At 39.2% G+C, this 25,859-nt stretch carries 20 protein-coding genes; 11 read left to right on the top strand and 9 right to left on the bottom strand.

Annotated elements, in window-relative coordinates:
* Nucleotides 1–695: 695 nt before the first annotated feature.
* The 3 genes from AC6CHH_RS12285 to AC6CHH_RS12275 are packed head-to-tail and all read right to left on the bottom strand — an operon-like array spanning nucleotide 696 to nucleotide 6,388.
* Nucleotides 696–1,661 (bottom strand): DUF1735 domain-containing protein, encoded by a 966-nt coding sequence (locus tag AC6CHH_RS12285; protein ID WP_498283252.1) that lies wholly within the window; start codon nucleotides 1,659–1,661, stop codon nucleotides 696–698.
* Nucleotides 1,662–1,670: 9 nt separating this feature from the next.
* The gene (locus AC6CHH_RS12280) at nucleotides 1,671–3,242 is read right to left on the bottom strand and encodes a SusD/RagB family nutrient-binding outer membrane lipoprotein (protein ID WP_498283250.1); all 1,572 of its coding nucleotides are present in this window, start codon (nucleotides 3,240–3,242) and stop codon (nucleotides 1,671–1,673) included.
* 11 nt (nucleotides 3,243–3,253) lie between these two features.
* Nucleotides 3,254–6,388, bottom strand: a complete 3,135-nt coding sequence (locus AC6CHH_RS12275) for a SusC/RagA family TonB-linked outer membrane protein (RefSeq protein WP_498283248.1) — start codon at nucleotides 6,386–6,388, stop codon at nucleotides 3,254–3,256.
* Nucleotides 6,389–6,788: 400 nt separating this feature from the next.
* Here AC6CHH_RS12275 and trmD point away from each other — a divergent pair, with 400 nt between their 5' ends.
* From trmD to dusB, 5 genes are all read left to right on the top strand, one after another.
* Nucleotides 6,789–7,466, top strand: coding sequence for a tRNA (guanosine(37)-N1)-methyltransferase TrmD (gene trmD / locus AC6CHH_RS12270; RefSeq protein WP_498283246.1), 678 nt, complete (start codon nucleotides 6,789–6,791; stop codon nucleotides 7,464–7,466).
* Nucleotides 7,467–7,710: 244 nt separating this feature from the next.
* A complete protein-coding gene (locus AC6CHH_RS12265; RefSeq protein WP_498283372.1) occupies nucleotides 7,711–9,114 on the top strand; it encodes an anthranilate synthase component I family protein in 1,404 nt (467 codons plus the stop codon).
* 2 nt (nucleotides 9,115–9,116) lie between these two features.
* Nucleotides 9,117–9,689: an anthranilate synthase component II gene (locus tag AC6CHH_RS12260; protein WP_498283244.1), complete on the top strand. Its 573-nt coding sequence runs from the start codon at nucleotides 9,117–9,119 to the stop codon at nucleotides 9,687–9,689.
* Between the two features lie 7 nt (nucleotides 9,690–9,696).
* A complete protein-coding gene (gene trpC, locus AC6CHH_RS12255; RefSeq protein ID WP_498283242.1) occupies nucleotides 9,697–10,500 on the top strand; it encodes an indole-3-glycerol phosphate synthase TrpC in 804 nt (267 codons plus the stop codon).
* A gap of 58 nt (nucleotides 10,501–10,558) precedes the next feature.
* The gene (dusB, locus tag AC6CHH_RS12250; protein ID WP_498283240.1) at nucleotides 10,559–11,557 is read left to right on the top strand and encodes a tRNA dihydrouridine synthase DusB; all 999 of its coding nucleotides are present in this window, start codon (nucleotides 10,559–10,561) and stop codon (nucleotides 11,555–11,557) included.
* A gap of 55 nt (nucleotides 11,558–11,612) precedes the next feature.
* Here dusB and AC6CHH_RS12245 read toward each other — a convergent pair whose 3' ends face one another.
* Genes AC6CHH_RS12245 through AC6CHH_RS12235 form a run of 3 tightly spaced genes read right to left on the bottom strand, consistent with a single transcriptional unit; the run spans nucleotide 11,613 to nucleotide 14,587 of the window.
* On the bottom strand, nucleotides 11,613–13,100 hold the full coding sequence (locus tag AC6CHH_RS12245; protein WP_498283239.1) for a lipopolysaccharide biosynthesis protein: 1,488 nt from the start codon (nucleotides 13,098–13,100) through the stop codon (nucleotides 11,613–11,615).
* Nucleotides 13,101–13,388 (bottom strand): acylphosphatase, encoded by a 288-nt coding sequence (locus AC6CHH_RS12240; RefSeq protein WP_498283237.1) that lies wholly within the window; start codon nucleotides 13,386–13,388, stop codon nucleotides 13,101–13,103. It abuts the gene before it with no gap.
* 35 nt (nucleotides 13,389–13,423) lie between these two features.
* A complete protein-coding gene (locus AC6CHH_RS12235) occupies nucleotides 13,424–14,587 on the bottom strand; it encodes an amidohydrolase family protein (protein ID WP_498283235.1) in 1,164 nt (387 codons plus the stop codon).
* A gap of 392 nt (nucleotides 14,588–14,979) precedes the next feature.
* Here AC6CHH_RS12235 and AC6CHH_RS12230 point away from each other — a divergent pair, with 392 nt between their 5' ends.
* From AC6CHH_RS12230 to AC6CHH_RS12220, 3 genes are read left to right on the top strand one after another with little or no spacing between them, the layout of a single operon-like run.
* Nucleotides 14,980–17,433, top strand: coding sequence for a TonB-dependent receptor (locus AC6CHH_RS12230; protein WP_498283233.1), 2,454 nt, complete (start codon nucleotides 14,980–14,982; stop codon nucleotides 17,431–17,433).
* 16 nt (nucleotides 17,434–17,449) lie between these two features.
* The gene (gene dtd, locus AC6CHH_RS12225; RefSeq protein ID WP_498283231.1) at nucleotides 17,450–17,908 is read left to right on the top strand and encodes a D-aminoacyl-tRNA deacylase; all 459 of its coding nucleotides are present in this window, start codon (nucleotides 17,450–17,452) and stop codon (nucleotides 17,906–17,908) included.
* 10 nt (nucleotides 17,909–17,918) lie between these two features.
* Nucleotides 17,919–18,248 (top strand): nucleotide pyrophosphohydrolase, encoded by a 330-nt coding sequence (locus AC6CHH_RS12220; RefSeq protein ID WP_498283229.1) that lies wholly within the window; start codon nucleotides 17,919–17,921, stop codon nucleotides 18,246–18,248.
* Between the two features lie 7 nt (nucleotides 18,249–18,255).
* On the opposite strand, the gene AC6CHH_RS12215 is transcribed toward AC6CHH_RS12220, so the two are convergent.
* Complete coding sequence (locus AC6CHH_RS12215; protein WP_498283227.1) at nucleotides 18,256–19,014, bottom strand: endonuclease/exonuclease/phosphatase family protein; 759 nt, start codon at nucleotides 19,012–19,014, stop codon at nucleotides 18,256–18,258.
* Between the two features lie 109 nt (nucleotides 19,015–19,123).
* Here AC6CHH_RS12215 and ggt point away from each other — a divergent pair, with 109 nt between their 5' ends.
* The gene (gene ggt, locus AC6CHH_RS12210) at nucleotides 19,124–20,818 is read left to right on the top strand and encodes a gamma-glutamyltransferase (RefSeq protein ID WP_498283225.1); all 1,695 of its coding nucleotides are present in this window, start codon (nucleotides 19,124–19,126) and stop codon (nucleotides 20,816–20,818) included.
* A gap of 91 nt (nucleotides 20,819–20,909) precedes the next feature.
* Here ggt and AC6CHH_RS12205 read toward each other — a convergent pair whose 3' ends face one another.
* A complete protein-coding gene (locus AC6CHH_RS12205; RefSeq protein WP_498283223.1) occupies nucleotides 20,910–22,232 on the bottom strand; it encodes a DNA recombination protein RmuC in 1,323 nt (440 codons plus the stop codon).
* A 19-nt stretch (nucleotides 22,233–22,251) separates the two neighbouring features.
* Nucleotides 22,252–23,436, bottom strand: a complete 1,185-nt coding sequence (locus AC6CHH_RS12200) for a formimidoylglutamase (protein WP_498283221.1) — start codon at nucleotides 23,434–23,436, stop codon at nucleotides 22,252–22,254.
* Nucleotides 23,437–23,548: 112 nt separating this feature from the next.
* On the opposite strand from AC6CHH_RS12200, the gene AC6CHH_RS12195 reads away from it, so the two are divergent.
* Together AC6CHH_RS12195 and AC6CHH_RS12190 are read left to right on the top strand one after the other, a co-directional pair.
* Entirely contained in the window at nucleotides 23,549–24,514 is a 966-nt protein-coding gene (locus AC6CHH_RS12195) for an NAD-dependent epimerase/dehydratase family protein (RefSeq protein WP_498283219.1), read from the top strand.
* Between the two features lie 20 nt (nucleotides 24,515–24,534).
* Entirely contained in the window at nucleotides 24,535–25,830 is a 1,296-nt protein-coding gene (locus tag AC6CHH_RS12190) for an HAD-IB family phosphatase (protein WP_498283217.1), read from the top strand.
* The last annotated feature ends 29 nt before the right edge of the window (nucleotides 25,831–25,859 follow it).

Here is a 25,859-nt window from a genome sequence, read left to right as displayed (position 1 = left end):
AATCAACAAATTAATTCGTCTGAATTTTTATTTTTACTAAAAATACAATAAAACGGTTGTTGTGTATACTTATTGATAACAGAAAAGGCAATTATTAACCCAAAAAATAAAATTAAATAAGTTTTTGTCAAAATTTGATAACTAGCAAATCATTAGAGTCGATTGTGATAAAATAAAATACACTGATTACCAACAACTTAACGATAGAGAAAATTAAATTGCAAATTTTACAACATAAACCGGGAATATACCCTAAAATTCACTTTAACTTAACATTTATTAAACTTACTCACAAGCAAGCTCGTTGGCATTTTCTAAATTCAACAAAATATTAAAATAAATACATATTATTCTGCCAAATAAAATATTGAAAATAACCAAAATCCATAAAGCAAGAAATTTTACAATAAAAACTCAAAATTACGTTAGAACCAACCCATAAAAAGGTTGCAACAATATCGCTACACAATCAGCAATGTCTATTTTTTTAAATAATTCGGCACCAGAATGCCTCGCGCTCATTTTTTCTGGGCCAAAGAAATTAACCGTTATAGACTTTTAACAAAGTATCCACAAGTTGGGAATGATCTGTCCAAAAATAGAAAGAATACCTATTCTAAGCGCGCAAAAAAAAATCCCACCGTTTCCGATGGGATTTTCCAAAAATTACTAAACTTAACTATACAAACGATCTTTTATCTAGCACTTTTATAGGTGTAGACTTCTTTAAAGCTTAGCCTTACTGTTCCTTGTTGAGTCATAAAATAACTCACTTCTATTTTCTGAGGTTTCCCGGCGGCATCAAAAGTTATTTTGTTAACCCCGGTAGGATCAAGTTTACCATCACGACCTTGCGAATTCTGACTTGCGCTTCCATACGCATTTCGTACCGCCGTGATTTTTCCTGTATCATCGTAATCAAAAATTGGAGAGAAATTACCATAATAGGTAGCACCGCCTGAGGCTGTCAAGAAAATGGTTCCATACACTCCATAATAGTCATCATAATACATGTTGCTATTTGGTCCGGAAGTTTCCAAGGCAATTGCTTGTTTTGGATACTGCCCAGTATTTGTACTCAATGCATCTGTAGCCGAACCTGTAACTGTATAAATTCCGTCAAGAGCGTTCTTAGCGCCAATTGCAACGATAATGGCCCCAAAATTCCCAGAAATCACACCCTCTGATGCCGATTTAATTCGCAGACCCAAAGCATAGGAATTATCAAAGTCAAACTTTTCAGTAAACAATTGAATCAGGAAGTTAGCCGCTTTTTCTCCTTTAGGGATCACAACGTCGAAACTAGGTACTGAATAATTCGAAGCTTGTAATGGCTTATAATCCGTCTCGTTCTGCTCATTATAAACCTCTAGAATCGAATTATCAATTTCTACCACCACTTGCACGTCACCCGAAGGGTCATAAACCCCGGCAATTTGAACCGGAATATTCAGATCCACCTTTGGCAGCAAATCATAAGTCCTGTTGTACAAGCGGTATGTGCTGGAAACCGAGGACGCTGGTGCCGCAATGTTTTTAAATTCAATCAGATTTTTAACCGCATCTTCCGAATCCGGTCCAATCAGTTCTTTATCTTTCAAACAGGATGAAAAGATAAATGGGATGATTAACCCTATGATATATTTGCTATAATTTTTCATAATTTTTATCTATTTAGCCCAGAATATTTTTGATGTAAATTTATCTACCACCGGAACATTACCATCATTATAGGTATATTCGGAAGAAGGGTATAAAATACGAGCTGGCAGTTTATTTGGAGCCGTTGCCACAGATTTAACCGAAGCAAAACTGTTATTTCTATTTGCTGGATTGTTAAGACCAGTACTCAAAGGATACCCGGTTCTTCTAAACTCATTCCATGCCTCATGACCAAATAAAAAATTAAAAGCTAGATATTTTTGGGTAATAATCGCTTCAACTTTAGATTCTAAACTTTGATTAAGCGAATAATTAACCAACTTGGACTCCACATTCGATGCTAAATAATCATCGTAAAAATTAGGATCCAAATCAGACGATATTTTATCCGACTCATCTTTCATCAGATATTCGTAAGAGGAAACAATTCCTTCCTTGAAAAAATCCGCGTCATCTCCGCTCATCAATCCTCTGGCAACAGCCTCGGCCGCTAAAAACTTAGCCTCAGCCTCGAGCATAATGGGTTGACCAGCAGCAGGCCCTTTCACAGCGCCGTAGCCTCTGTATTTCGTAGCGCTTAGTTCGCCGGTTTTACTTAAAATTAACCAGGCACTTGGTAAATACCCTTCTTCAGGATCATCTTCGTTACCCAATTGGTTTGTATGTGTTGCAATCCCTTCCACGTAAATTAAATTCGCTCTTGCCTCGTCACTGATTTTTACACCGCTGTAATATGACATGACAAATGGCGTAGGTACGTAGGCGTTAGTCCCACTGTTTGCGCCAGCGGCAGAAAAAGCGTAGCTGTTCCACATTGGATTTTGCTTACCATCTTGTTTCGCGTAACCGGGATTTACAATCGCATCATCCTCAAGAACCCCTACTCCAGCATCAATTGCAGCATTGGCAAAAGTCACCTTACCGGTTCCCTTAAGTACCAAACGCAATTTCAAGGTATTGGCGAATTTGGCCCATGATTCCGCATCACCAGAGAAAATCACATCGGATTTATCAAATGCAGAGCTTGATTCTGACGTTTTAAAATATTTAACTGCTTCGTCGAGCTTACTTACTAAATCAGCGTAAATATCAGTTGCGGCATCGTATTTTGGATACAACATCGCAGCTCCCTGTAAAGCTTCCGTATACGGAATGTCATTATAGGTATCTACCAGTAAAGCAAAATTATAAGCTTTCATCACCAAGGCAGCAAAATAAAAATCCTGACTTTCCGGATCTTCTTTGGTGTTGTTGATCACATACTCAAAATCCGTTAAGATGTTGTACGTCGTTGACCAAAGGTTTTGATAGTTTGAATTGTTAAAATCATAACTAATTAATGTTCCCCAACCACTGTATCCGCCAGCATTCGCACGGTAACCTACTAAATCACTTCCGTAGTTGTGGTAGGTAGGCATTGAATTAGCAGTTGCTACAATAGCTTGAGGCAAAACCAGTTCAGGAGTTGACTCAGTCGGGGTATTTGGATTCACATTGATGTCCAAAGATTTATTACAAGAGAATAAACTCAGTGAGCCCAATAGTGAAAGTGTGATGTATTTTATATTATTTCTAATCATGACAAGAGTTCTTAAAGAGTTAACGAAACAGAAAATCCGATATAACGCGAAGGAGGAGTCTGACTCAAGTTAGTTAACCCCAAGGCATTACCATTTGAGCTTCCATTTCCATCTGAATATTCAGGGTCTGTATACACATTTGTAGAAGGTGTCCATAAAAATAAATTCCTTCCTTGAACACTTACTCTGGCTCCTTTGATTGCCTTTTGACCTGCTAATATTGATTTTGGTAAATCATAACTTAAAGAAGCTTCTCTAATTTTCCAAAAAGCAGCCGAGGTTACATACGTTTCATGGATACCCGTACGCGGATTTCCAAGAGTCCAATAATCAGGTCCACCATCATAAATACTAATATTTGTATTGGCAACATAAGACTCAGTCGCTTGATCCCAATATGAAGAATTCGGAATCACAAAACGCTCTCTATCGTAGGCAACTGTATTGATACCCGCTCCTGAGAAGTCAAAAGAACCACCACCAGCATTGTAAATGTAATTACCTGTACGGTATTCCGCGCTGGTGTAAAAACTTAATCCTTTGTAACTGATACTGAAATTCAACCCTAACATATGAGTAGGCATAGCAGAACCAAAAATTACGTTATTTTCAGTTGCCGAAGGATAACCAGTAATTTTATCTACAATGATCCGTCCTTGATCATCTCGCTTGTAGGCCTTACCCATGATTACTGGAAATTTCTCTCCTGCAACAGCGTAAGAACCCGCACCAGAACCATACGCTCCTAAAGTAAGGATCTCCAAATCTCCAGAAATAGATTCAACGCGGTTATCAATATACGTAAAGTTTCCACCTACATTGATTTCCCAATCATCATTTCTAAAAGGAATCACGCTAGCTCTTGATTCAAGACCTTTACCTGTAGTTGTTCCTGCATTCACTAGGTACGAGCTGTACCCTGTAGCCCATGAAATTCCAGTAGGAACAGTATTATCAGTTGTTCTATTATCGAAATAAGTGGCATCCACTAAGATTCTGTTATTCAACCAAGCCGATTCAAACCCAAATTCAACACTGCGGGTCATCTCCGGTTTCAAACCAAGCTGAACCACTTGATTTCCAAGCGTGTGTCCACCAATTCCATTGTATGGATAACCTGCTCCTTGAGAGAATACAGGCAATAGTGAATAGGCACCAAAATTACTGGAATTACCCACGTTCACCTGACCAACTCTAGACCAGCTTGCGCGTAATTTCAAGAAATTAAGAGCAGTAAAATCTTTTAAACCCTCAATGGCATCTGTTGCAACAAACGATAAGGAAGCTCCTGGATAAAAGAAAGATCTATTTTCTGGATCCAAAATAGAAACCCAGTCATTTCTACCGGTTAAGGATAAGAATAAATAATTCTTGTAAGCAAAGTCAACTTTTCCAGAAAGACCAAAAGTACGGGCTAAATAAGAACTTTGACCCGCCTCAGGGTTATTTAAAGAGTTTCCTAAATTGTAAATATCAGGTACAACTAAACCATTTACGCTAGCCCCTAAACCTGAGTTCTGATTTTGAACATACTGAAATAATGCCGTATAATCAATTACGAAGTCACCCAAATCTTGTTTAGCATGACCCACAATATCAGTCACAATATTGGTCGTATAACCGGATCCATCTCCTACAGATCCGAGAATATCAGACCCTTTGTACGCCCCAAAAGTCTTGGCATAATCGCTGAATAAGTAAACGCCGGTAGTTGCCTTAGAAGAGTAATTCTGAGTAGTCATACCCACGCGGCCCATAAAGTCCAACCATTCCATTGGTCTATAATTCAACTCCACATTCCCCATCACATAATCATTACGTGTAAATGCCCGATTATTTTCCGCTACAAAATACGGGTTATTGTAATAGGCATTGTAATACCCGCTTGGGTCCGCAAAAGGATTGGTTTTCCAATCTTTATACGAAGTAAGAGGGACGTGACCCGGAGATTGTAACACGTTATCATAAATCGTTGAATTCGCACTGGTGATATCGTAACGATTCTGCGCGAAATATGCCGTATAAGCAACGTCAAACTTATCTGTTAAATTAGTCAATCCATTGATACGAGCAGAAGCTCTGTTGTATTTATCAAAGGGAACTGTTCCAGTAGAATTAAGATACTGACCTGAAAAACGAAAGGAACTCTTTTCCGTTTTAGAAGCCACAGATAAATTGGTCATATTGGTCACACCAGTTTCCCAAAAATCATCCTTTCCACCATTCCAAGAATAGGTCGCGGTTTGCTGAGTACCATCTTCCAGGGGTTCTCCAATATTAACCAACGATCCGTCAAATCCAGGACCATATTGTTGGTTTTCATAAGGAACGTAAGATGGAAAGTGAGAGGCATACCCGGATCCAAATCTTTTTTGTACCCCTGGTAAAAACACAACATCTTCGAAAGTCGTTGTATTCTCAACCACAACCTCAAATCCTGACCCTACTGCTCCTCTTTTGGTTTTGATAATCAAAGCTCCGTTGGAGGCTTGAGATCCATAAAGCGCTGCAGCTGATGACCCGTTTAATACCGTCACATTCTCCACATCATCGGGGTTTAAGTTACCCAACATGGAAGAAGGTGAGATCACATTATCAATAACAATAAGTGCCTGGTTATTTCCCGTTAAGGAACGCATACCCCGCAACATAACCCGATAATTTGGGTTTACACCGCTACCAACACCCTGTACATTTAAACCTGCAACTTTTCCCGTTAAACCAGTAACCACGTTCGAGGGTTTAGCTCTTTGCAAATCCTCTGCCTTAATGGTTGTTTGGGCAGCTCCTAGAGATCTTTTGGTTGCTGTTAAACCTGCACCGGTGACAACGATTTCATCCAAAGTGTTTTCGTTGGAGGTCATCTGTACGTTGTAAATAGATTGTGCTCCTACGGTCATGGTTATCTTTTCGAAACCAATTGAGCTAAACACAAGGACAGTTCCACTTGGAACTGAAAGCAAGTATTGCCCTTGACCATCGGTTTGAGTTCCTGTATTAGTTCCTTGAGCTAACACGGAAACACCACTGATTGGTGTACCATCAGAAGCGGATGTTACTTGCCCACGAATTTGTCGATTTTGAGCATACACCACACCAATGAGCATGATACACAGCAAAAAAATACTGAGTAATTTTTGTTTCATGTTTGATTTGTTTAGTTAATAATCATTTTAAGCATATAGTAACGGATTGTGGTTAATAACTGCTATGCTTATGCCAAATGTAATCTCAGACAACTGTTTACACAAACAAATCCCCATATTTTTTACTAAATTTACTATTAAACAATATATTACCGCCTACTGGTCAGAAATTTAACCAAAAACTACCTAATAAGAAATTTTAAGATAAACAAAGATATTTTATATCGCAATAGTATTAGTAAACTCTACACAAAGAAAAACAAATACTATTAATACGCAAAGTATAACTCATTTACACACAATAATAGTAAGCCACACAACTAATATTGTTGAACGGATTAAAAAATAATGTTCACTGCGTTGCATTCTACTTTTCAGAACAATCCATTACCTTTGCAAGATGCGTTTTGATATCATAACCGTTTTACCTCAACTATTAGAGAGCCCATTCGCGCACTCAATTTTACAGCGTGCCCAAAATAAAGGCTTAACCAGCATACACGTACATAGCCTACGGGATTATTCTGAAAATAAGCAAAAATCAGTAGATGATTATCCCTACGGAGGAGGATCTGGCATGGTTTTACAAATTGCTCCTTTTGCCGCATGCATAGAAAAGTTAAAAGCGGAAAGGGAATATGATGAAATTATTTACATGAGTCCCGATGGCATAACGCTCAATCAGGAGATGGCAAATGAACTAACCTCCAAAAAAAACATCATGATTTTATGTGGTCATTACAAAGGCATTGATCAAAGAATAAGAGATCTTTATGTTACCAAAGACATATCCATTGGTGACTATGTTCTCTCGGGTGGAGAATTACCTGCCGCTATCTTAGTAGATGCTATCGTGCGTATCATTCCGGGGGTTTTATCGGACGAAACCTCAGCCCTATCCGATTCCTTTCAGGACGGGCTTCTGGATGCACCAATCTACTCCAGACCGGTCGATTGGAATGGTCATAAAGTTCCTGAAATCTTACTCAGCGGGCATCAGGCAAAGATTACAGAATGGCGCCATGAACAGCAGCTCAAAAGAACAAAGGAACGCAGGCCGGATTTGTTAAATGACTAAAAATTATCCATTATTATTGCTTTTTTAACAAAAAAAATTTGATTATTCAATTTTTCTGTTAATTTTGTCATGCAATGAAGACACAAATCAAATATACTAATCGCTGGTGGCACCTGACTAATTAAGTCGGGAAGGTGGTATATTCATAGATAAGATTTTTCATAATCAACCAAAACCACTAATGTAGCCCGACGTCATACGTCGGGCTTTTTTTATTAAATAACAACACATGAAATTAAAAGATATGAGCTTTAAATTTAACACCAATCATAGCAAGATCCTAGCCGATACGACCACGCCAGTCAGTATTTATCTACGGCTTCGTGATACCTTTCCCAATAGCCTCTTGCTGGAAAGCTCCGAACACCAGAGCCGGGACAATAACATTAGTTACATTTGCTGTCAATCAATTGCCAGCATTATCTTGGATGAGAATGAACTAACCATTAGCTTACCCAACAACGCAAAAACAAACAAACCGGCCAAGGGATTAAACCTAAGAGAGGAAGTTGCCCGTTTCAGGGATTTATTTCAGGATCAACATCCAAATCAGTACAACCTGCTCAGTAACGGCCTTTTTGGATATTTCACTTTTGATGCAGTGGAACATTTCGAGGACATCACCCTAAGTACGCAGAAAGATCCAAAACGCGATATACCCACGCTTCAGTATCATGTTTATAAATATGTCATTGCGATTGATCATTTCAGAAATCAATTACATATTTTTGAACATTTACTGCACGATGAACAAAGTGAATTGCAAAGACTCGAATTTCTAATCCAAAATAAAAACTTCCCGGAATATAGTTTTCAACTCAAGGGAGAAGAAACCTCGAATTTTACAGACCAAGAGTTCAAAGAGCTGGTGCTGAAAATGAAAGAACATATTCAACGCGGTGATGTTTTTCAAATTGTACCCTCAAGGGGATTTCAAACACCGTTTGCTGGCGATGAATTCAATGTCTACAGAGCATTAAGGTCCATAAATCCTTCACCATACTTGTTTTATTTCGATTACGGTGATTTTAAACTATTTGGTTCCTCTCCAGAGGCACAATTAACCATTAAAAATGATCTAGCGAGTATATACCCAATTGCGGGGACTTTTAAAAGAACAGGCAACCAAGAGCAAGATGAAAAAATTGCGCAAGAGCTTAAAAACGATCCAAAAGAAAGCTCTGAACACGTTATGCTAGTGGATCTCGCTCGAAATGATTTGAGTATGCATTGCAAAAATGTGGAGGTGAAGTCCTATAAACAAGCACAATATTATTCTCATGTTATTCACCTGGGATCCAAAGTTAGTGGCATTTTAAATCCAAATGTGAATCCATTTGATATAGTAGCCGATACATTTCCTGCCGGAACCTTATCAGGAGCACCTAAACATATGGCACTCACCCTAATTGACCGTTATGAAACTCAACAACGATCTTTTTATTCAGGCGCTTTGGGTTTCATGGGTTTTGATGGAGATTTTAATCACGCCATCATGATCAGATCTTTTTTAAGCAAACAAAATGTATTGCATTACCAAGCTGGTGCAGGAATTGTGTTGGACTCTGATCCTGAAAAAGAATTACAAGAAGTAAACAATAAAATTTCTGCCTTACGCAGAGCATTAGAATTAGCTCAGAAAATATAAAAATGAATAAGCCAATCTTAGTAATCGATAATTACGATTCCTTCACGTATAACTTAGTTCACCTGCTGCAAGAACTAAACCACGCCTACCAGGTGATTCGAAATGACAAGTTTGATCTGAACTTTGTTGAACAATTTGATAAAATCTTACTCTCTCCGGGACCTGGCATACCCGAAGAAGCTGGATTGTTGATGGATGTGATTCAAACTTATGGATCAACAAAAAGTATACTGGGAATATGTCTGGGACAACAAGCCATTGCCCAGGTGTATGGGGGTTCCCTTTACAACATGCCAAAACCACTCCATGGTGTGGCAACAGCAATCCAAATAACGGATGCGGATGAGCCCTTATTTAAAGATTTTCCTAAGGATTCTCAAGTGGGTAGATATCATTCTTGGGCGGTAGATCCTCAGGACCTTCCGGAATGTCTGAGAGTTACTGCATTAGATCCCAATGGAGTTATCATGGCCCTTAGTCACAAAGATCACGATGTAAAAGGCATGCAATTTCACCCAGAATCCATACTAACAGACAACGGAAAAATATTAATAGCCAACTGGTTAAAACAATAAAATCGCTATGACTATTTTAGATAAAATCGTAGAAAGAAAAAAAGAAGAGGTTTCAATTAGCAAACAGCAACTTAGCATACAAGAGTTACAATCCTATCCCCTGTTTGACAGATCATGCTACAACTTAAGAGAAAGCATTCTGCATCCAGATCGCACAGGCATTATAGCAGAATACAAAAGAGCATCACCCTCCAAAGGATTAATTAATGGAATTTCCAGCGTCAAAGATGTCGTATCCGGATACCAACAAGCTGGTGCCTCAGCCGTTTCCGTGCTGACTGACTCCGCTTTTTTTCAAGGGACTCTTGAGGATTTAACACAAGCCAGGCAAGCCTTAAGCATTCCCCTGTTGCGAAAAGAATTCATTGTCGACCTCTACCAGATTACTCAGGCAAAAGCTTATGGGGCGGATATCGTTCTGTTGATTGCAGCCTGTTTGGAGCCGCCGATACTCAAATCGTTTGCAGACTACGCCAAATCCATTGGATTGAATGTCTTATTGGAAGTACACAATGAACAGGAGCTACAGCAGAATCTCTTTGAGAGCATAGATGCTATAGGAGTCAACAATAGAAACCTCAAAGATTTTACGGTATCACTAAGCCATTCTTATGATTTAGTAAATCAGATCCCGGATCAATACATCAAAGTTTCTGAGAGTGGGATTTCAGATCCAAAAACCATATGCGAGTTAAAAAAAGCAGGCTTTAACGCTTTTTTAATCGGAGAAAACTTTATGAAGTCCTCCAACCCCGCTCTGGCTATACAGGAATTCGTCAATGAAATTACGTTGATTCAAGCCCACCAATAAATACAGCATGTTGAAGCAAAACATTAATTTCCTTACCTTTGTAGGAAATTAACTAGGAATGTCGGTGAAAATTGGTGAACATATTGATTTAGGAGAGTTTCCGCTATTGTTAGCGCCTATGGAAGACGTGAGTGATCCTCCATTTCGTTACGTGTGTAAAGAAAATGGTGTAGACTTGATGTATACCGAATTTATTTCCTCTGAAGGCTTAATCCGTGATGCGGCAAAATCAAGGCAGAAATTAGATATTTTCGAATATGAACGCCCAATTGGTATTCAAATTTTTGGCTCCGACATTGAACACATGCGGCAATCAGCGGAGATTTGCGCGGCGGCTGGCCCGAATTTAATTGACATTAATTACGGATGTCCTGTAAAAAATGTGGCTTGCCGTGGAGCAGGCGCAAGTTTGCTACAAGACATCGATAAAATGGTAGCTATGACCAAGGCCGTGGTCGATGCAACGGACTTACCAGTGACTGTAAAAACCAGATTGGGCTGGGATGACGACACGAAAAATGTTTACCAGGTTGCTGAGCGTTTACAAGATGTTGGCATAAAAGCATTATCCATACATGGGCGAACACGGGCACAGATGTATAAAGGGCAGGCCGATTGGTCGATGATCAAAGACATTAAAAGAAATCCCAGAATTCAAATTCCAATTTTTGGCAATGGAGACGTTGATTCAGTTGAAAAAGCAGCGGCTTGGAGACAAGAATATGAAGTAGACGGCATCATGATTGGGCGGGCATCCATTGGTTATCCATGGATATTCCGGGAAATCAAACATTTTTTTAATACAGGAGAAAGACTTGATCCACCAAGTATATCAGAAAGAGTCGATGTTTGCTTAACGCATTTGCGCAAATCCATTGAATGGAAAGGTGATAAGACGGGAATCTTTGAAATGCGAAGACATTATGCAAACTATTTCAGAGGAATTCCTAATTTCAAGGAATACAGAATGAAATTAGTCGAGTTACAACAGATCGATCTGATTATTGAAGTATTGCAGGAGATTAGACATAATTTTGCGGAGCAGGAACTTGCTTAGGGGCCAAATACACTTATCTTTATAGAGGATACCCTCAGATAAAAGTTGAATAACTTTATTTTCTTTTGAGAAATTGCAATAAAGTAGATTTTTCAAAATAGAGGACAACTCCCATAAAAAATAGAAATATAACATTCCCAATCCAAAAACCTTGATTAAATGCAATCCAGGATATAGAGACCCCAAGAACGATATACAGAAACATGTTTTTTACTTGATAAGGGATTCTATAGTTTTTTTGTCCCCAGAAAAACGATAAACTCACCATTAGGAAATAAGCCGCAGTCGTTGACAAGGCAGCTCCATAATAAGAATACATTGGGATTAAAGCAAAATTTAGCACAATAGTCATCAGCGCCCCAAGTCCAGAAATATACAAGCCATACCTGGTTTGATCAGATAATTTATACCAAACAGATAAATTCATGTAGATTCCTAACAGAACAAAATTGAATAACAAAATAGGTACCAATGGCAGACCCGACCAATAAATTTCTTGCTCCATTTCCTTGCCTTTAATAAAATATTTAAGCCAATCGATATTCGCACAAATACCGACCATGACCAGCAACATCGCCAGGACAAAATATTTCATAATCATGGCATAAGTTTCCTTTGCATTCTCATTTTTTGCATAGGCAAAAAAGAATGGCTCAGCGCCTAACCGAAAAGCCGTTACAAATAAATTGAGGAAAACGGCCAATTTAGTAACCGCTCCATAAATTCCTAAATCCAGATCACCCTGCTCTCCAGGCAATAAACGAGGAAACATCATTTTGTCCAGGTGTTCGTTAATAATAAAGGAAATATTAGCAATTAAAATTGGAAAAGAATATGCAATCATACTACGAAGTAATGCCCGGTCGAGACGAAATCGAAAAGTAGAGATTTGTGGCGCCAGCAAGACGATAGTAACCACACTTGCAATTAAATTAGCAAGAAAAACGTTCCCTAACCAGCCCTCACGATACCAACCTTTGCATAGCATGCTAATAAAATCATACTCTTTAATTAATTCGGGCAATAGCGCCAGCAAAAAAAGGTTTAAACCAATAAAAACAAGGATGTTGACCATTTTAATTACGCCATATCGAATGGGTCTACCCTGTGCTCTAAGTTTTGCAAAAGGGACTACCACAAGCGCATCAGCAGCTAAGATAACAGCAAAGAGTTTCACATAAATTAAATATTCTGAAACATGATCTCCTTCCGATATCCAGTAGGCTACGGGTTCACTAAAGGTAAAAATCGATAGTAAAAAAACAGTGATTGTAATCAGGGTAATGAAAAAACTCGAGTCAAAAACCTTTTGCTTATCCCCTTCTACTTTTTGCAAATACCTAAAGTAAGTCGTTTCCATTCCAAAGGCCAGCATAGCATTCACCATGGAAACATACGCATAGATATTGGTCATCACTCCATACACAGACACCTGAAAGGTCTGTACGAAGAAAGGAGTCATAATAAAATTTAGCAGACGAGAGAATATGGTTGTAAAACCATAAATCACTGTATCGCTAACAAATTTCTTAACTCCTGACACTTAAATGGATTTAATTTTTTTGACCACCTCAAAGTTATTAAATCCTTTGAGAGTTGCGGATTCTATATAGTCTACGGATTCTACTTCAGCATCCTGGGGACCTTGCTCACAGAATTCCAAAAAGGATTCCAGGGCAAACAAATCTCCTTCTGCCTCGATGTAAACGGATCCATCAGCTTGGTTCAGGACAAAGCCTTTAACACCCAATTGATCAGCGACCGCCTTACTTGAGGCCCGAAAAAAAACTTTCTGAACTTTACCCCTAATTGAAATATTCCAATGTTTCATATTCTCAAAGGTAGAACAAGAATGAGAGATTAGCGCTATCTAATTCTTCTAACTTTTACATCTTTCGATAATACCCCAGAATTCATTCCCTCAAGCAAGACCAATCCTGGCTTTTTGCCAACCTCCAGGGAGCCCAGCTCATCCGATAGATTTAGCGCATTAGCTCCATTAATTGTAGCCCATTGAATGGTTTGCTGGAAATCCAATTCCGGAAATTCCTGATGAAGAACCTTCAGTTCCTCCAATACATCCAATGTATCATTCGAGGCCAAAGAATCTGTTCCAATAACCAATGGGATATCATGCATCAAAAAATTAGGAATTTTCGGTATCCTGTTCTCAATATATTTGTTTGCTTTGGGACAAAAGCAGAAATACAAATTCTCTCCTATCCGTCCCGCGAAATCAACATCTTTTATAGAGGTATATGTATTATGCACAAGGATTAATGTATTTTTTCGCGGAACATAATTCAAGTAAGTTTGCAGCGAATTTTTTGCCTGGGCTTTAAAGTTACTGATATCAAGACCAATCTCCGTTAAAAAATCCAGAAACTCTCCAGTATTGTATCTAAAGAGTTTATTCTCCTCGTCAGATTCCTGGTTATGAATACTGAAAATATTATCCTCATTAACTGATTTTTTTAAGCTCCGAAATAAATGTCTATTGCTGGAATACGGCGCATGTGGAGTAATCGAGGCATGTTTAAAATCAAAATGAAATTCGATCTCTCTGGCCTGATCAAAACAGCTGCTGACATCCTCTTGGTTACCCGAGAACATTTCGACAAAAGTGTGGTATGTAATTGGACTTTTCTGTTTTACTTTTGCTGTTATATTGGAATTTACGTGGTCTCCGACAGCCTGTATCCCATTTTCATACATCATCTTATCGGCCTTCAGAATGGCAGATTCAACTTCTTTTTCCGGGAATTTTCTATTTTTCATCACCTGGGATAAAAATTTTGGAAGTCCAGTATGTGCAGGAATTTTTCCAATCATATGTGATAACTCCAGATGACAATGCGCATTAATGAAACCGGGAATCAGCGCTCCTGTGAATCGCTCTATGAGAGACTCCTCTATTTCACCATGATTGTAAAGTCCAATGACAACACCAAGGTTGTCCATCGCCACGACGCCTTTAACCATTGCTGGCCCTACAACAGGGTAAACAATATCGGCAGAATAATATTTCATACTATTTTTAGTTTCATTTTATTTAAACGCAACACAAAAACCTTCAAAAGCCAGAATGCAACTTACAAAAAAACAAATAATTTTTAACTATAAAACAATAATCTCAATAAAATAGGATTTTTTAACATACTACTTCTGTTTAATTGAAAATTCAGCCATAAAATGGAACCCTTGCTTTCTCGTTAAAAATTGAATATATTTGCAATTCGATTAGGGGTGCCTTGTTCCTAGAACACGAATTAAGGCTGAGAATATACCCTGTAAGAATGGCAAATGCTTTTCTTACATACCCGATCTGGATAATGCCAGCGTGGGAAATGGGCGGTTAAATAAGGCTTGTTGTGACCCCTTGCATCAAGGAAGTTTAACTCAATAAATACATTATTTTTAGTATGCTTAATAAGCTAATGATGACAACAACCCTGTGGTTGATTGCATTTTCGAGCATTGCTCAACTCCGTTTTTCGGTAAAAGTTACAGATCACAAAAACCAGGCGATTGCCTCGGCAAATGTGAGCCTAAACGACAAACATGTCAAAACAGATTCAAATGGCCTTGCGACATTCACTGGCTTGCAGGATAAACAATATGCATTGAAAGTATCTTATATTGGCTACAAGCCAGAGCATGTTTTAATTAACCCTGTTAGTCAATCAGAACAAATTATTCAACTACAAGAGCTCGTTTATGTGGCGCAAGAAGTGTATGTATTGGCCACAAGAGCGAAAGAGAATTCGGCAACCACGTACAAAAACATCACAAAGGAGGATATCCGGTTTTCTAACACTGGCCAAGATATTCCATACCTAATTAACCAGACCCCCGGGGTAGTGGTTGGTTCGGACGCGGGAGCCGGGATTGGATACACCAACTTGACCATCCGGGGCTCAGATTCAGAGCGGATCAATGTAACCTTAAATGGAATTCCACTCAACAACTCAGAAAGCATGGGTTCTTTTTTTGTAAACCTACCGGATTTCGCCTCAAGTACTGAGAGTATCCAAATCCAGCGTGGAATTGGAACTTCTACAAACGGTCCAGGGGCTTTCGGGGCTTCTTTGAATTTCCAAACCGACGCCCAACAACCCCATTCCTATGCTGAGCTATCGAACTCCTTTGGATCCTATAATTCCTGGAAGAATACGCTAAAACTAGGAACAGGTTTGATCAATGATAAATTTTCATTAAATGCAAGACTATCCAACATTCTCTCCGATGGATTCGTAGAAAGAGCAAGCTCAGATTTAAAATCGTTTTATGTAGATGCAGGGATGTACACACAAAAACACACCTTGAAAGCAATCATTTTTTCTGGAAAAGAAAAGACCTATCAAGCCTGGTATGGATTAGCCGAACCGTTATTTACCGGCAACAAAGAACGTATAGAAGATTATGCGGATAACATGGGCTTATTCGGTGAACAAAGAGAACGATTTTTGAATGCCGATAGACAATATAACTATTACACGTACGATAATCAAACGGATAATTACACCCAGACGCACGCCCAGTTTCATTACAGTTACAACGTAAATGAAAAAATTAATTTCAATACGGCGTTACATTACACCCGGGGCGCGGGTTACTATGAAGAATACCGCGAAGACAATTCCATGAGTCACTATGGAATTACGCCGCTTGTACTCGGAGATACCCTGATAGACCAAACGGACTTAATCCGTAGAAGGTGGCTAGATAATCATTTCTATGGCCTGACCTATTCCTTAAATTACAAACCCAGCGCAGCACTAAACTTCACCTTTGGAGGAGCCTACAATCAGTACGATGGAGAGCATATGGGCGAAGTGATTTGGGCCAGATATGCATCTGACAGTGAAATAAATGACCCGTATTACTTTAATACGGCCAAAAAAAATGATTTTAATTTCTTTGCCAAAACAGACTTCAAACGCAATAAATGGCTATTTAATCTCGATTTGCAATACCGTAACATTCATTACCAGGGCAAAGGAGATGATGATAAAATAAAGGGGTTAGATTTCAAAGATCAACTCCATTTTATCAACCCCAAGGCCGGAATAACGTATTTACTAAATACACACCATAATCTATATGCATCCTACGCTTTAGCTAGTAAAGAACCAAGTCGGAATGATTATGTAGAAAATCCAAAGAACGAGTTTCCAAACCCAGAAAGCATGCAGAATATTGAGGCGGGTTATCGCTTCAAGAACGAAAATTTTATCTTGAACTCGAACCTGTATGGTATGTTTTACAAAAACCAACTCATTCCAACCGGGGCCATTAACGATGTAGGATCAGCCCTTCGCATCAATGTGAAAGACAGTTACCGAATAGGTCTTGAACTGGATGCAACCTGGTTCATCAACAAAACCTTGCAATGGTCTGCTAATGCTGCATTTAGCCAAAATAAAATCAAAAATTTTGTCGAGGAGATTCCGTTATATAACCAAGATTGGGAATTTTTAAAAACGGTAAAAATCGAGCATGACCGCAGTAATATTGCAAAATCCCCGAGCAGCGTTCTGAGCAGCAACTTTACCTATAAGCCAAACAAGGCACTTCGCTTGAGCCTAATAAGCAAAGCGATATCTAGAATTTATTTGGATAACACCTCTGAAAAAACAAGAAGCATTGACCCCTCATTTGTCAATAACTTTCAAGCTGTATATACTTTTTCCGTATTTGGGATAGAAAGAATTGATCTGAATTTGATGGTAAACAACCTCTTTAATAGCACCTATGCAACCTCTGGATACACCTGGAGTCAGATGTTTGAATCGGATGAAAAAAGGTCAGATTACAATTTCTATTACCCTCAGGCACAAAGGAATGCTATGTTGGGTTTGAATATCAAATTTTAAATTTTATTTTTAGCTCATGCGAGCAGTAATTCAGCGAGTCTCAAGGGCAACATGCACGGTAGAGGGCAAAGTTACCGGAGAAATACAACAAGGTCTATTGGTTCTTTTAGGAATCGAGGACCTGGACGATGATGTTGACCTGGCTTGGTTGGCTCAAAAAATAGCAAATCTGAGAATCTTCTCCGATGAACAGGAGTTAATGAATAAATCAATACAGGATATTGGCGGCAATATCCTGTTAATTTCTCAATTCACGTTATTTGCCCAAACCAAAAAAGGAAATAGGCCATCTTTCACTCGTGCCAGCAAAGCAGAAAAGGCGAAACACATGTACCTGGAGATGGCAGGGCGACTGAGCGCTTTATTAGATCGCCCTGTTCAAATGGGGATCTTTGGGGCACAGATGGAGATCGACTTGGTTAATCAGGGGCCGGTAACCATCGTGATGAACACAAAAGACAAAGACAATTTCTAATTTCGAAAACATGACCATACAAGAAGCACAACAAACCATCGATGAATGGATAAAGAGTACTGGAGTTCGCTATTTCAGCGAACTCACCAATACTGCCATGCTCATGGAAGAAGTCGGTGAGGTTGCCCGTATCATGGCCAGACAATACGGCGAGCAATCCTTTAAAGAATCCGATAAGCAGGTAGACCTTGGCGATGAAATGGCGGATGTCTTGTTTGTCTTGATTTGCCTGGCCAATCAAACGGGAATCGATTTGACGCAAGCTTTAATGAAAAACCTTGCAAAGAAAAACATACGCGATGCCCAGCGTCATATAAACAATCCCAAACTCAGACCTTAAGGAAATACTAGTTGATTTGTATCTCGGCCAATACAGGTAAATGATCAGATTCCTCAACGGCTTGAATCACTTTGTAGCTTTTCCATTCAAAGGTTACATTATTCAATAGCATAATGAAATCTATTTCGTTTTTGGGGTTATGATTAGGGGAAGTTGGCTGGTTCGTTTTTTGATTACGAACAAAGTGCTTATCCAATATATTAATTGGTTCAGAGCCTGGTTTTGCATTCAAATCACCAAGCAGAATTAAAGGTCTAGTGTATAATTCAGTAAGCTCGTTGATAAAACCAACCTGGGCTATCCTATTTTCTTCTTTTAAATCCAGATGTGTGTTTGCAACCGAGATTACTTTACCATTCGGCAATTGCACATCCACGATGGCCAGAGAGCGATTTTCACTTGGGATAGGCATCGGTAAATCATACCTTCTTTTACCAACAATCTTGTGTTTGCTTAGGATCAATACACCATAATAGCCTTTCTCTAAATCAATTCCTTTAGAAAAGTAATACTCCATACCGGTAAGTTCAGCGAGCTTTTCTGCCTGATTAACCATCTCGGATCTAGAGACATGAATATCAACCTCCTGAACACCCACCACATCGGCCTTTGCCTCATTAATTACATCTGCAATTGCCTGTATATCGATAACACCTGGCTTTCCAGGAGGATTAGCATGGTGAATATTATAGCTCAATATACGGATCGATTGAGCCGATGAAACAGTGCTAACTAAAAGCGCAAAGAGTAACAAAAGGTAAGGCATAGTTTTAAAATATTAAATTTTGTATATGAGTTATTGAAGATAGTAAAATTAAACTGATTGAAGTCTATCCACAAGTAGAAAATTAATAAACAATTGATATCTTTAAGCCATGAAAAGACCTACTTTATACCATTTATTTTTTATTCTTTTTTTCCTAGGCTCCTGTTCAGTCAATCAGCAAGCTGGAAAAACAAGCAATGAATATGCGAAGGCAGCTGTAGTAACTGCCCATCCCTTGGCCACGCAAGTCGGTGTGGACATCCTTAAAAAAGGAGGAAATGCAGTTGATGCAGCGATCGCAGTTAAGTTTGCCCTGGCGGTCGTATATCCCAATGCAGGAAACCTTGGTGGAGGTGGGTTCATGGTCTACCGGGGAAACGACGGACAGGTCTCCTCCTTAGATTTTCGTGAAAAGGCCCCATCAGCAGCATTTACCGATATGTATTTGGATAAGGATGGCAACCCAATTAAAGACTTAAGCCTATATGGTCAATTGGCCTCAGGCGTTCCTGGAGCGGTTGCAGGAATGGATCAGGCTTATAAAAAATATGGTTCTCTACCCTGGAATGAACTATTGGAACCAGCCTATGAACTGGCATCCAAAGGATTTAACATTACCGAACGCCAGGCGGGTGAATTTAACCGATATCAAGAACGCTTCAAAAAACACAACCCAGACGGTGCAGCCATCATTCGTCAGGAGCAGTGGAAAGCAGGAGATCTTTTTGTACAAGCAGAACTTGCCCAAACCATTAAGCGAATAGCTAGCCAAGGTCGGGATGGATTTTACAAAGGTGAGACAGCGGAATACATTGTTGCAGAGATGAAAAAAAGTAACGGAATCATCTCTTTAAAAGACCTTGAAGATTATCAAGCCCTCTGGAGAGAACCAATTGTGGGAAATTATAAAAATTACAAAATTATCTCCATGCCTCCTTCTTCGAGTGGCGGAGTAGCCTTGATGGCCTTATTACAATCTGTAGAAAAATACCCATTGGCCAAATGGGGTTTCCAGCATGACAGTACCATTCGCGCAATGGTTGAGGCAGAAAGAAGAGTGTATGCGGATCGCGCCACTCATTTGGGTGACCCTGATTTTTATAAAGTTCCTATTGAAAATTTAATGGACAAAAAATTTAATCAGGAACGCATGAGCACAGTTAGCCTTCAAAGAGCGACGCCAAGTGATGAAATAAAAGCGGCAATATTTCCCGGTTATGAATCTGAGCAAACCACGCATTACAGCATTGTTGACCCCATGGGTAATGCCGTTTCGCTAACCACAACCATCAATGGATCTTACGGATCCTATGTTTGGGTGAAAGGGGCTGGCTTCTTATTAAACAACGAAATGGATGATTTCTCTGTAAAACCAGGCTCACCAAACATGTATGGATTATTAGGTGGTAAAGCCAATTCCATTCAACCTGGAAAACGCATGCTAAGTGCAATGACTCCTACCATCGTCGAAGAAGATGGGGCCTTGAAAATGGTTGTCGGAACCCCAGGTGGTTCCACCATTATTACCTCTGTCTTTCAAACCATATTAAATGTACTTGAATTTGACATGGACGCTCAGGAATCAGTAAGCGCTCCAAGGTTCCACCACCAATGGCAACCTGATCACATCGATGTGGAAAGCAAAGCAATTGACGCGGCGACCCGAAATAGTCTTTCCAAGGATGGTTACAAAATAAATCCAAGAGGAGCTATTGGCCGGGTAGAAAACATTATAATACTTCCCAACGGTAAACGTCAAACCGGCGCTGACCCAAGGGGAGATGACCATGCTGGTGGTTTTTAACAGGACCATGCAGCATCCGATAAAGGCACCGAGAATTTAATCTGCGGTGCCTTTATCTTTCTTATACCTGATTTGACCCCTCATTTAGGCATTATCGATCCAAAAACTTGGCATCAATTTGCTTACCTGCTTTTGCACCCAGGGTTTTTAACTGTTCAACCTTCCGAATAACATTCCCCGGCCCTGAGCTTAGCTTTTTCATGGCATCCTCCTGTTTAGCCGAAGCTTTATTCAAAATATCCTGTAGCTGATCCATATCGTTTAAAAAACCAACAAACTTGTCATAGAGTAAGCCTGCTTCCTTGGCAATTTCAAGAACATTCTTATTCTGCCTTTCTTGCTTCCAAAGGCCGGCAATGGTGCGTAAGGTTGCCAAAAGTGTGGAAGGACTTACGATGACAACTTTTCGGTCCCAAGCCTCGCTGAAGAGTTCAGGTTTTGCGTTCACCGCCAAACTCAAAGAAGATTCTATTGGAATAAATAACAAGACAAAATCAGGAGATTGTATCCCATAAAGCGATTGGTAGTCTTTTGCCGAGAGTTCTTTCACATGATTTTCCAGCGACTGAATGTGTTGTTTCATAAACAGCGCTCGATCCTCCTGAGTATCGGCATTAACGGTCCGTTCATAAGCCACCAAAGAGAGTTTAGCATCCACCACCAGGTGTTTATCATCAGGTAAATAAATAATTGCATCAGGTTGAAATCTCCTCCCACTAGCATCCATGCTGCTAACCTGTAATTTATATTCCTGGTCTTTCATTAATCCAGAACGTTCCAATACCTTCTCCAGAATAACCTCCCCCCAGTTGCCTTGTTTTTTATTATCTCCTTTAAGCGCTTTTGCTAAGTTATTTGCCTCGTCTTTGATCTGTGTACTTTGAATCATCAATTGTTCTACCACCCCCTTGAGCACGTGACGCTCAGCTGATTCTATTTGGTACGTTTTTTCGACTTGCTGCTCAAAACTTTTTATTTTCTCCTTCAATGGGTCCAAGACCTGTGTAAGGTTGTCCTGATTAAGCTTGGTAAATTTCTCAGACTTTTCCTCCAATATCTTACTCGCAAGAACCTGAAATTCAATATTAAACTGCCTTTTAATAGATTCTATTTCTAGTTTTTGCTCAGCAAACTTCTCTTGCTGGGCATCCAAATAAGCACTATTTCCTTCCAAAATACGTTCAATTTCCTGTTTTGCTTGAGTTTCTATTTTTAAAGCCTCAGTAAGTTTCTCATTCTGAGTACAAAAAAGACGTTCACGCTCCTGAACTTTGCCGAATTCCACGTTCAATTCATTGTACTGCTTTTGAATTTTATCAAACTCATGGCGACTCATTGCCTGTGCGTTTCGCCAAAGCAATATCCCGCATATTCCTGCCAAAATCAGAATACTAACTAAATATATTATTTCCATTTCATGAGATTCAAAAGAATTATTGAAGCTTCTGATGCGTTTTCCACCATAAATCAGGCATTTCACCCGTTACCGCTAGTTGATAGTCCTCATAACGACAAGGAACCAAATAAAAACGTTCATTAACGGATTTGGACCCAAAATAGGGAACCTGCATCCACCAACGATCTGATTTTTTACTCTTTACAAAAACAAGCTCAAAATCTTCGCTAGTTAAGCTCGTTCGGTAAATAATGTAGTTTGATTTAGGGTACATTGGGGCATCTTTCTTACGGCTGTAATAGCCATCAATAAAGCACCAAATCATTTGCGCAATCAACATCCCGGTCTGTCCCATGGGGTCGTAGCTGGGGTTAAATTCATAAATTCCGAAAGAGGAACATTTATCAGACATACCCGCGTATCTAGCCAATTGACAAGCCTGATCTCCATAAAGACCATTTGGACCAGCATTCGCATTCCCACCGGCCTCAGAGGCGCGTACTGCCCCGATATCGAAACTTACCATATCAGCCGCCCGAATTATCGGTTCAGCTTGATCCAATTTATCCGAAAAGGAACCTAGACGCAATGCATTAAAAAACAGTTTCTCATACATATAGATGGATTCCTTACTCACCAGATAAGTTTGAAAACCAATATTGCTCAGATTAAAAAGATAATCTGGTTGGCGAAGTATAATGTGGTTTAAATAGGTATTTGAATTCAAAGGCATGTCCGTGATATTATCCTGGTCAAGATCAAACTTAGCATCGATAATCGCCACCTCCACTTTTTGCTCTAAATTTTCATATGCACTATATTGTGCATAGGTAAGGTCTTGCCCCCCTCCAATTAAAATCGGCACAATGTTCTCTTTGATAAGTTCCTCACAAACCGTCTTTAAAGCAACATATGTGTCATTCACGGTTGCACCCGCTTTGATATTTCCTAAATCGACAATCTTTACCTGATAATCTCCCTGATACAAATCGTATAAATGCTTACGAACAACATCCGGCCCCTTTTGTGTTCCATTGTTATTCACCGAGGACCGTCCCTCCAATACACCGATGATGGCCAGTCCAGGTCTACTGGTTTGGTCCCAGGTAGGAAATTCATCCACATATTTTAGGATAGTATGTCCAAATTGTGAATTGTAGTAAGACTCAGGTGTTATTGTTGAATTGAAGGAGATCGGTGATAAAAAATCTGCTAATGTCATATAGATTGTCTAATTACTGAAAATATCAGAGAGAATATGCTTTTGTGTTTAGCAAATATGCATTTATTAACTTACTTTTGATGTAAACAATTTTTCAACAATACGTTAGGAAGTGATTTTATTAACAGGAGGCACAGGGTTCTTGGGATCCCGAATTTTACAATTTCTCATTGATGATGGTCAAAGCGTTACCGCTGTAAAACGCCCGAGCTCCTTGATACCGGATCATCTAAAATCTTCCTCATTAATCCAATGGGTTGAGGCCGACATCACTGATTATTTTCAGTTAGAGGATCTGTTTCAGAATATAACACACGTATACCACTGTGCAGCAAAAATATCTTATCAAAGCCATGAGACCGATGAAATGCTGCAGACAAATATTCAAGGAACAAGACATATTGTAGACCTTTGCACCTTACATCAGGCCCGCTTAATTCATGTGAGCTCCATTGCTGCCTTAGGCACCAATAAACTCGGTCAGCCCGTCAAAGAATCTGACAAATGGGAACCTAATTCAAAAATTTCTAAATACAGTTTAGCAAAATATGAAAGTGAGATAGAAGTCTGGCGAGGAATTGCGGAAGGTTTAGACGCCGTCATTGTAAACCCGTCGGTTATTATCGGCCTTGGAAGTGCTCCTGGCAGTTCACGTGCAATCTTCAATATGGTAAAAAAAGGGAACAAAATATACCCAACAGGTTCGATTGGAATTGTGGATGTGAGCGATGTGGCCCAAGCAATGATTCAACTCATGAATAGTGATATTACAGCGGAACGGTTTATCCTCAACACGCAAAACATCAGCAATCAGGATCTACTCAATCGGATCAGTCAGCTTATGGGAAAACCCAAACCGAGCATCAAAGCAACACCATTGCTGCTCTCAGTAGCGTGGAGACTATCCAAAGTCGCATCCATCTTTACCGGCAAGAAACCAGCCATCACAGCCGACACGGCCAGAGCCGCGAGCAAGCAAATGATGTACGATAATTCTAAGATCCAACAAGCCATCGGGTTCAAATTCAAACCTTTAGAGGAAACCCTTCAAGAAGTATATCAAGCCTATTACAAATAAAAATACCTAAACAAACAACCGTGAAAAACTATTACATCATAGACTTTGACAGTACATTTACCCAAGTTGAAGCCTTAGACGAACTAGCAAGAATCTCCCTAAAAGACCATCCAGATCAAGAAAAAATCTACAAAGAGATTGAAAATTTCACCAATCTGGCAATGGAAGGAAAGATTTCCTTTCGAGAAAGTCTAGCAGGCAGAGTTAAGCTTCTGCAGGCGAACCGGGAGCATCTGAAGAAACTGATCGTTTTTTTGAAAAAGAAAGTATCTAGCTCTTTTAGTCGAAACAAAAATTTCTTTAAAGAAAATTCAGACACCGCTTTGATTGTATCAGGTGGATTTAAAGAATTTATCACTCCCGTGGTGAGCCCATATCACATTAAGAAAGAAAACATCTATGCAAATACATTTATATTTGATACCGATGGAAACATCATTGGTTACGATGAAAATAACCCTCTCTCTGATGAAGGTGGGAAGGTTAAACTCCTAAAGGAATTAAAGATAAATGGCAGAATATTTGGAATAGGCGACGGCTATTCTGATTTCCAATTAAAAGAATCCGGTCTGATTGAAAAATTCTATGCCTTTACCGAGAACATATCACGGCAATCGGTAACCGATAAAGCGGACCATATAGCGCCAAGTTTTGATGAATTTTTGTATGTAAATGATTTACCCCGCGCCATTTCTTATCCTAAGAATCGCATCCTATGTCTCATCGTGGGTAAGGTTCCAGAAATAGCGGGCCATATCCTCAAAAGAGATGGATTCTCCATACGGATTAAGGAGACTCTAGAAGAAAAATACATCAAAGACGTCGGCATGCTGCTTTTGGGTCCCGGAGAAAGTTTATCTGAGGACGTGCTAAGTAGAGCAGATAAACTTAAAACCATAGGGTATTTGGGCGATAGTAAAACAAAGATTTCAAAATCCATTTGCAACGAGAAAGGAATTGTAATTTTTGATGATAAAAAAGAAAAAAAACGCAACGCTGAGTTCATCCCGCGTCGGATGGCTGACTTCATTAATAATGGAGATACAGATCAGAGCCGTAATTTTCCCAATTTAACCTTACCAAAACTAGCCAGTGCACATCGGTTATTACACATTCACAACAATGTTCCAGGTGTTATGGCGCAAATAAACAATATCTATGCAGAGAATAATATCAATATATTCTCTCAATTTTTGTTAACTCGAGCGGAAATCGGTTATGCGGTAACCGATATAGATGCTGCTTATGACAAAAAGATGCTAAAGCAATTAAAACAAGTGGATAACACGATAAAATTCAGAATTCTTTACAAATAATAAAAAAGGGGAAGTAAGGTCTAAAAGGG

The organism is Sphingobacterium sp. GQ94 (genome assembly GCF_059758715.1).
Note: the sequence above shows the minus strand (reverse complement) of the source record. Positions and strands in the feature narration are given on the sequence as shown.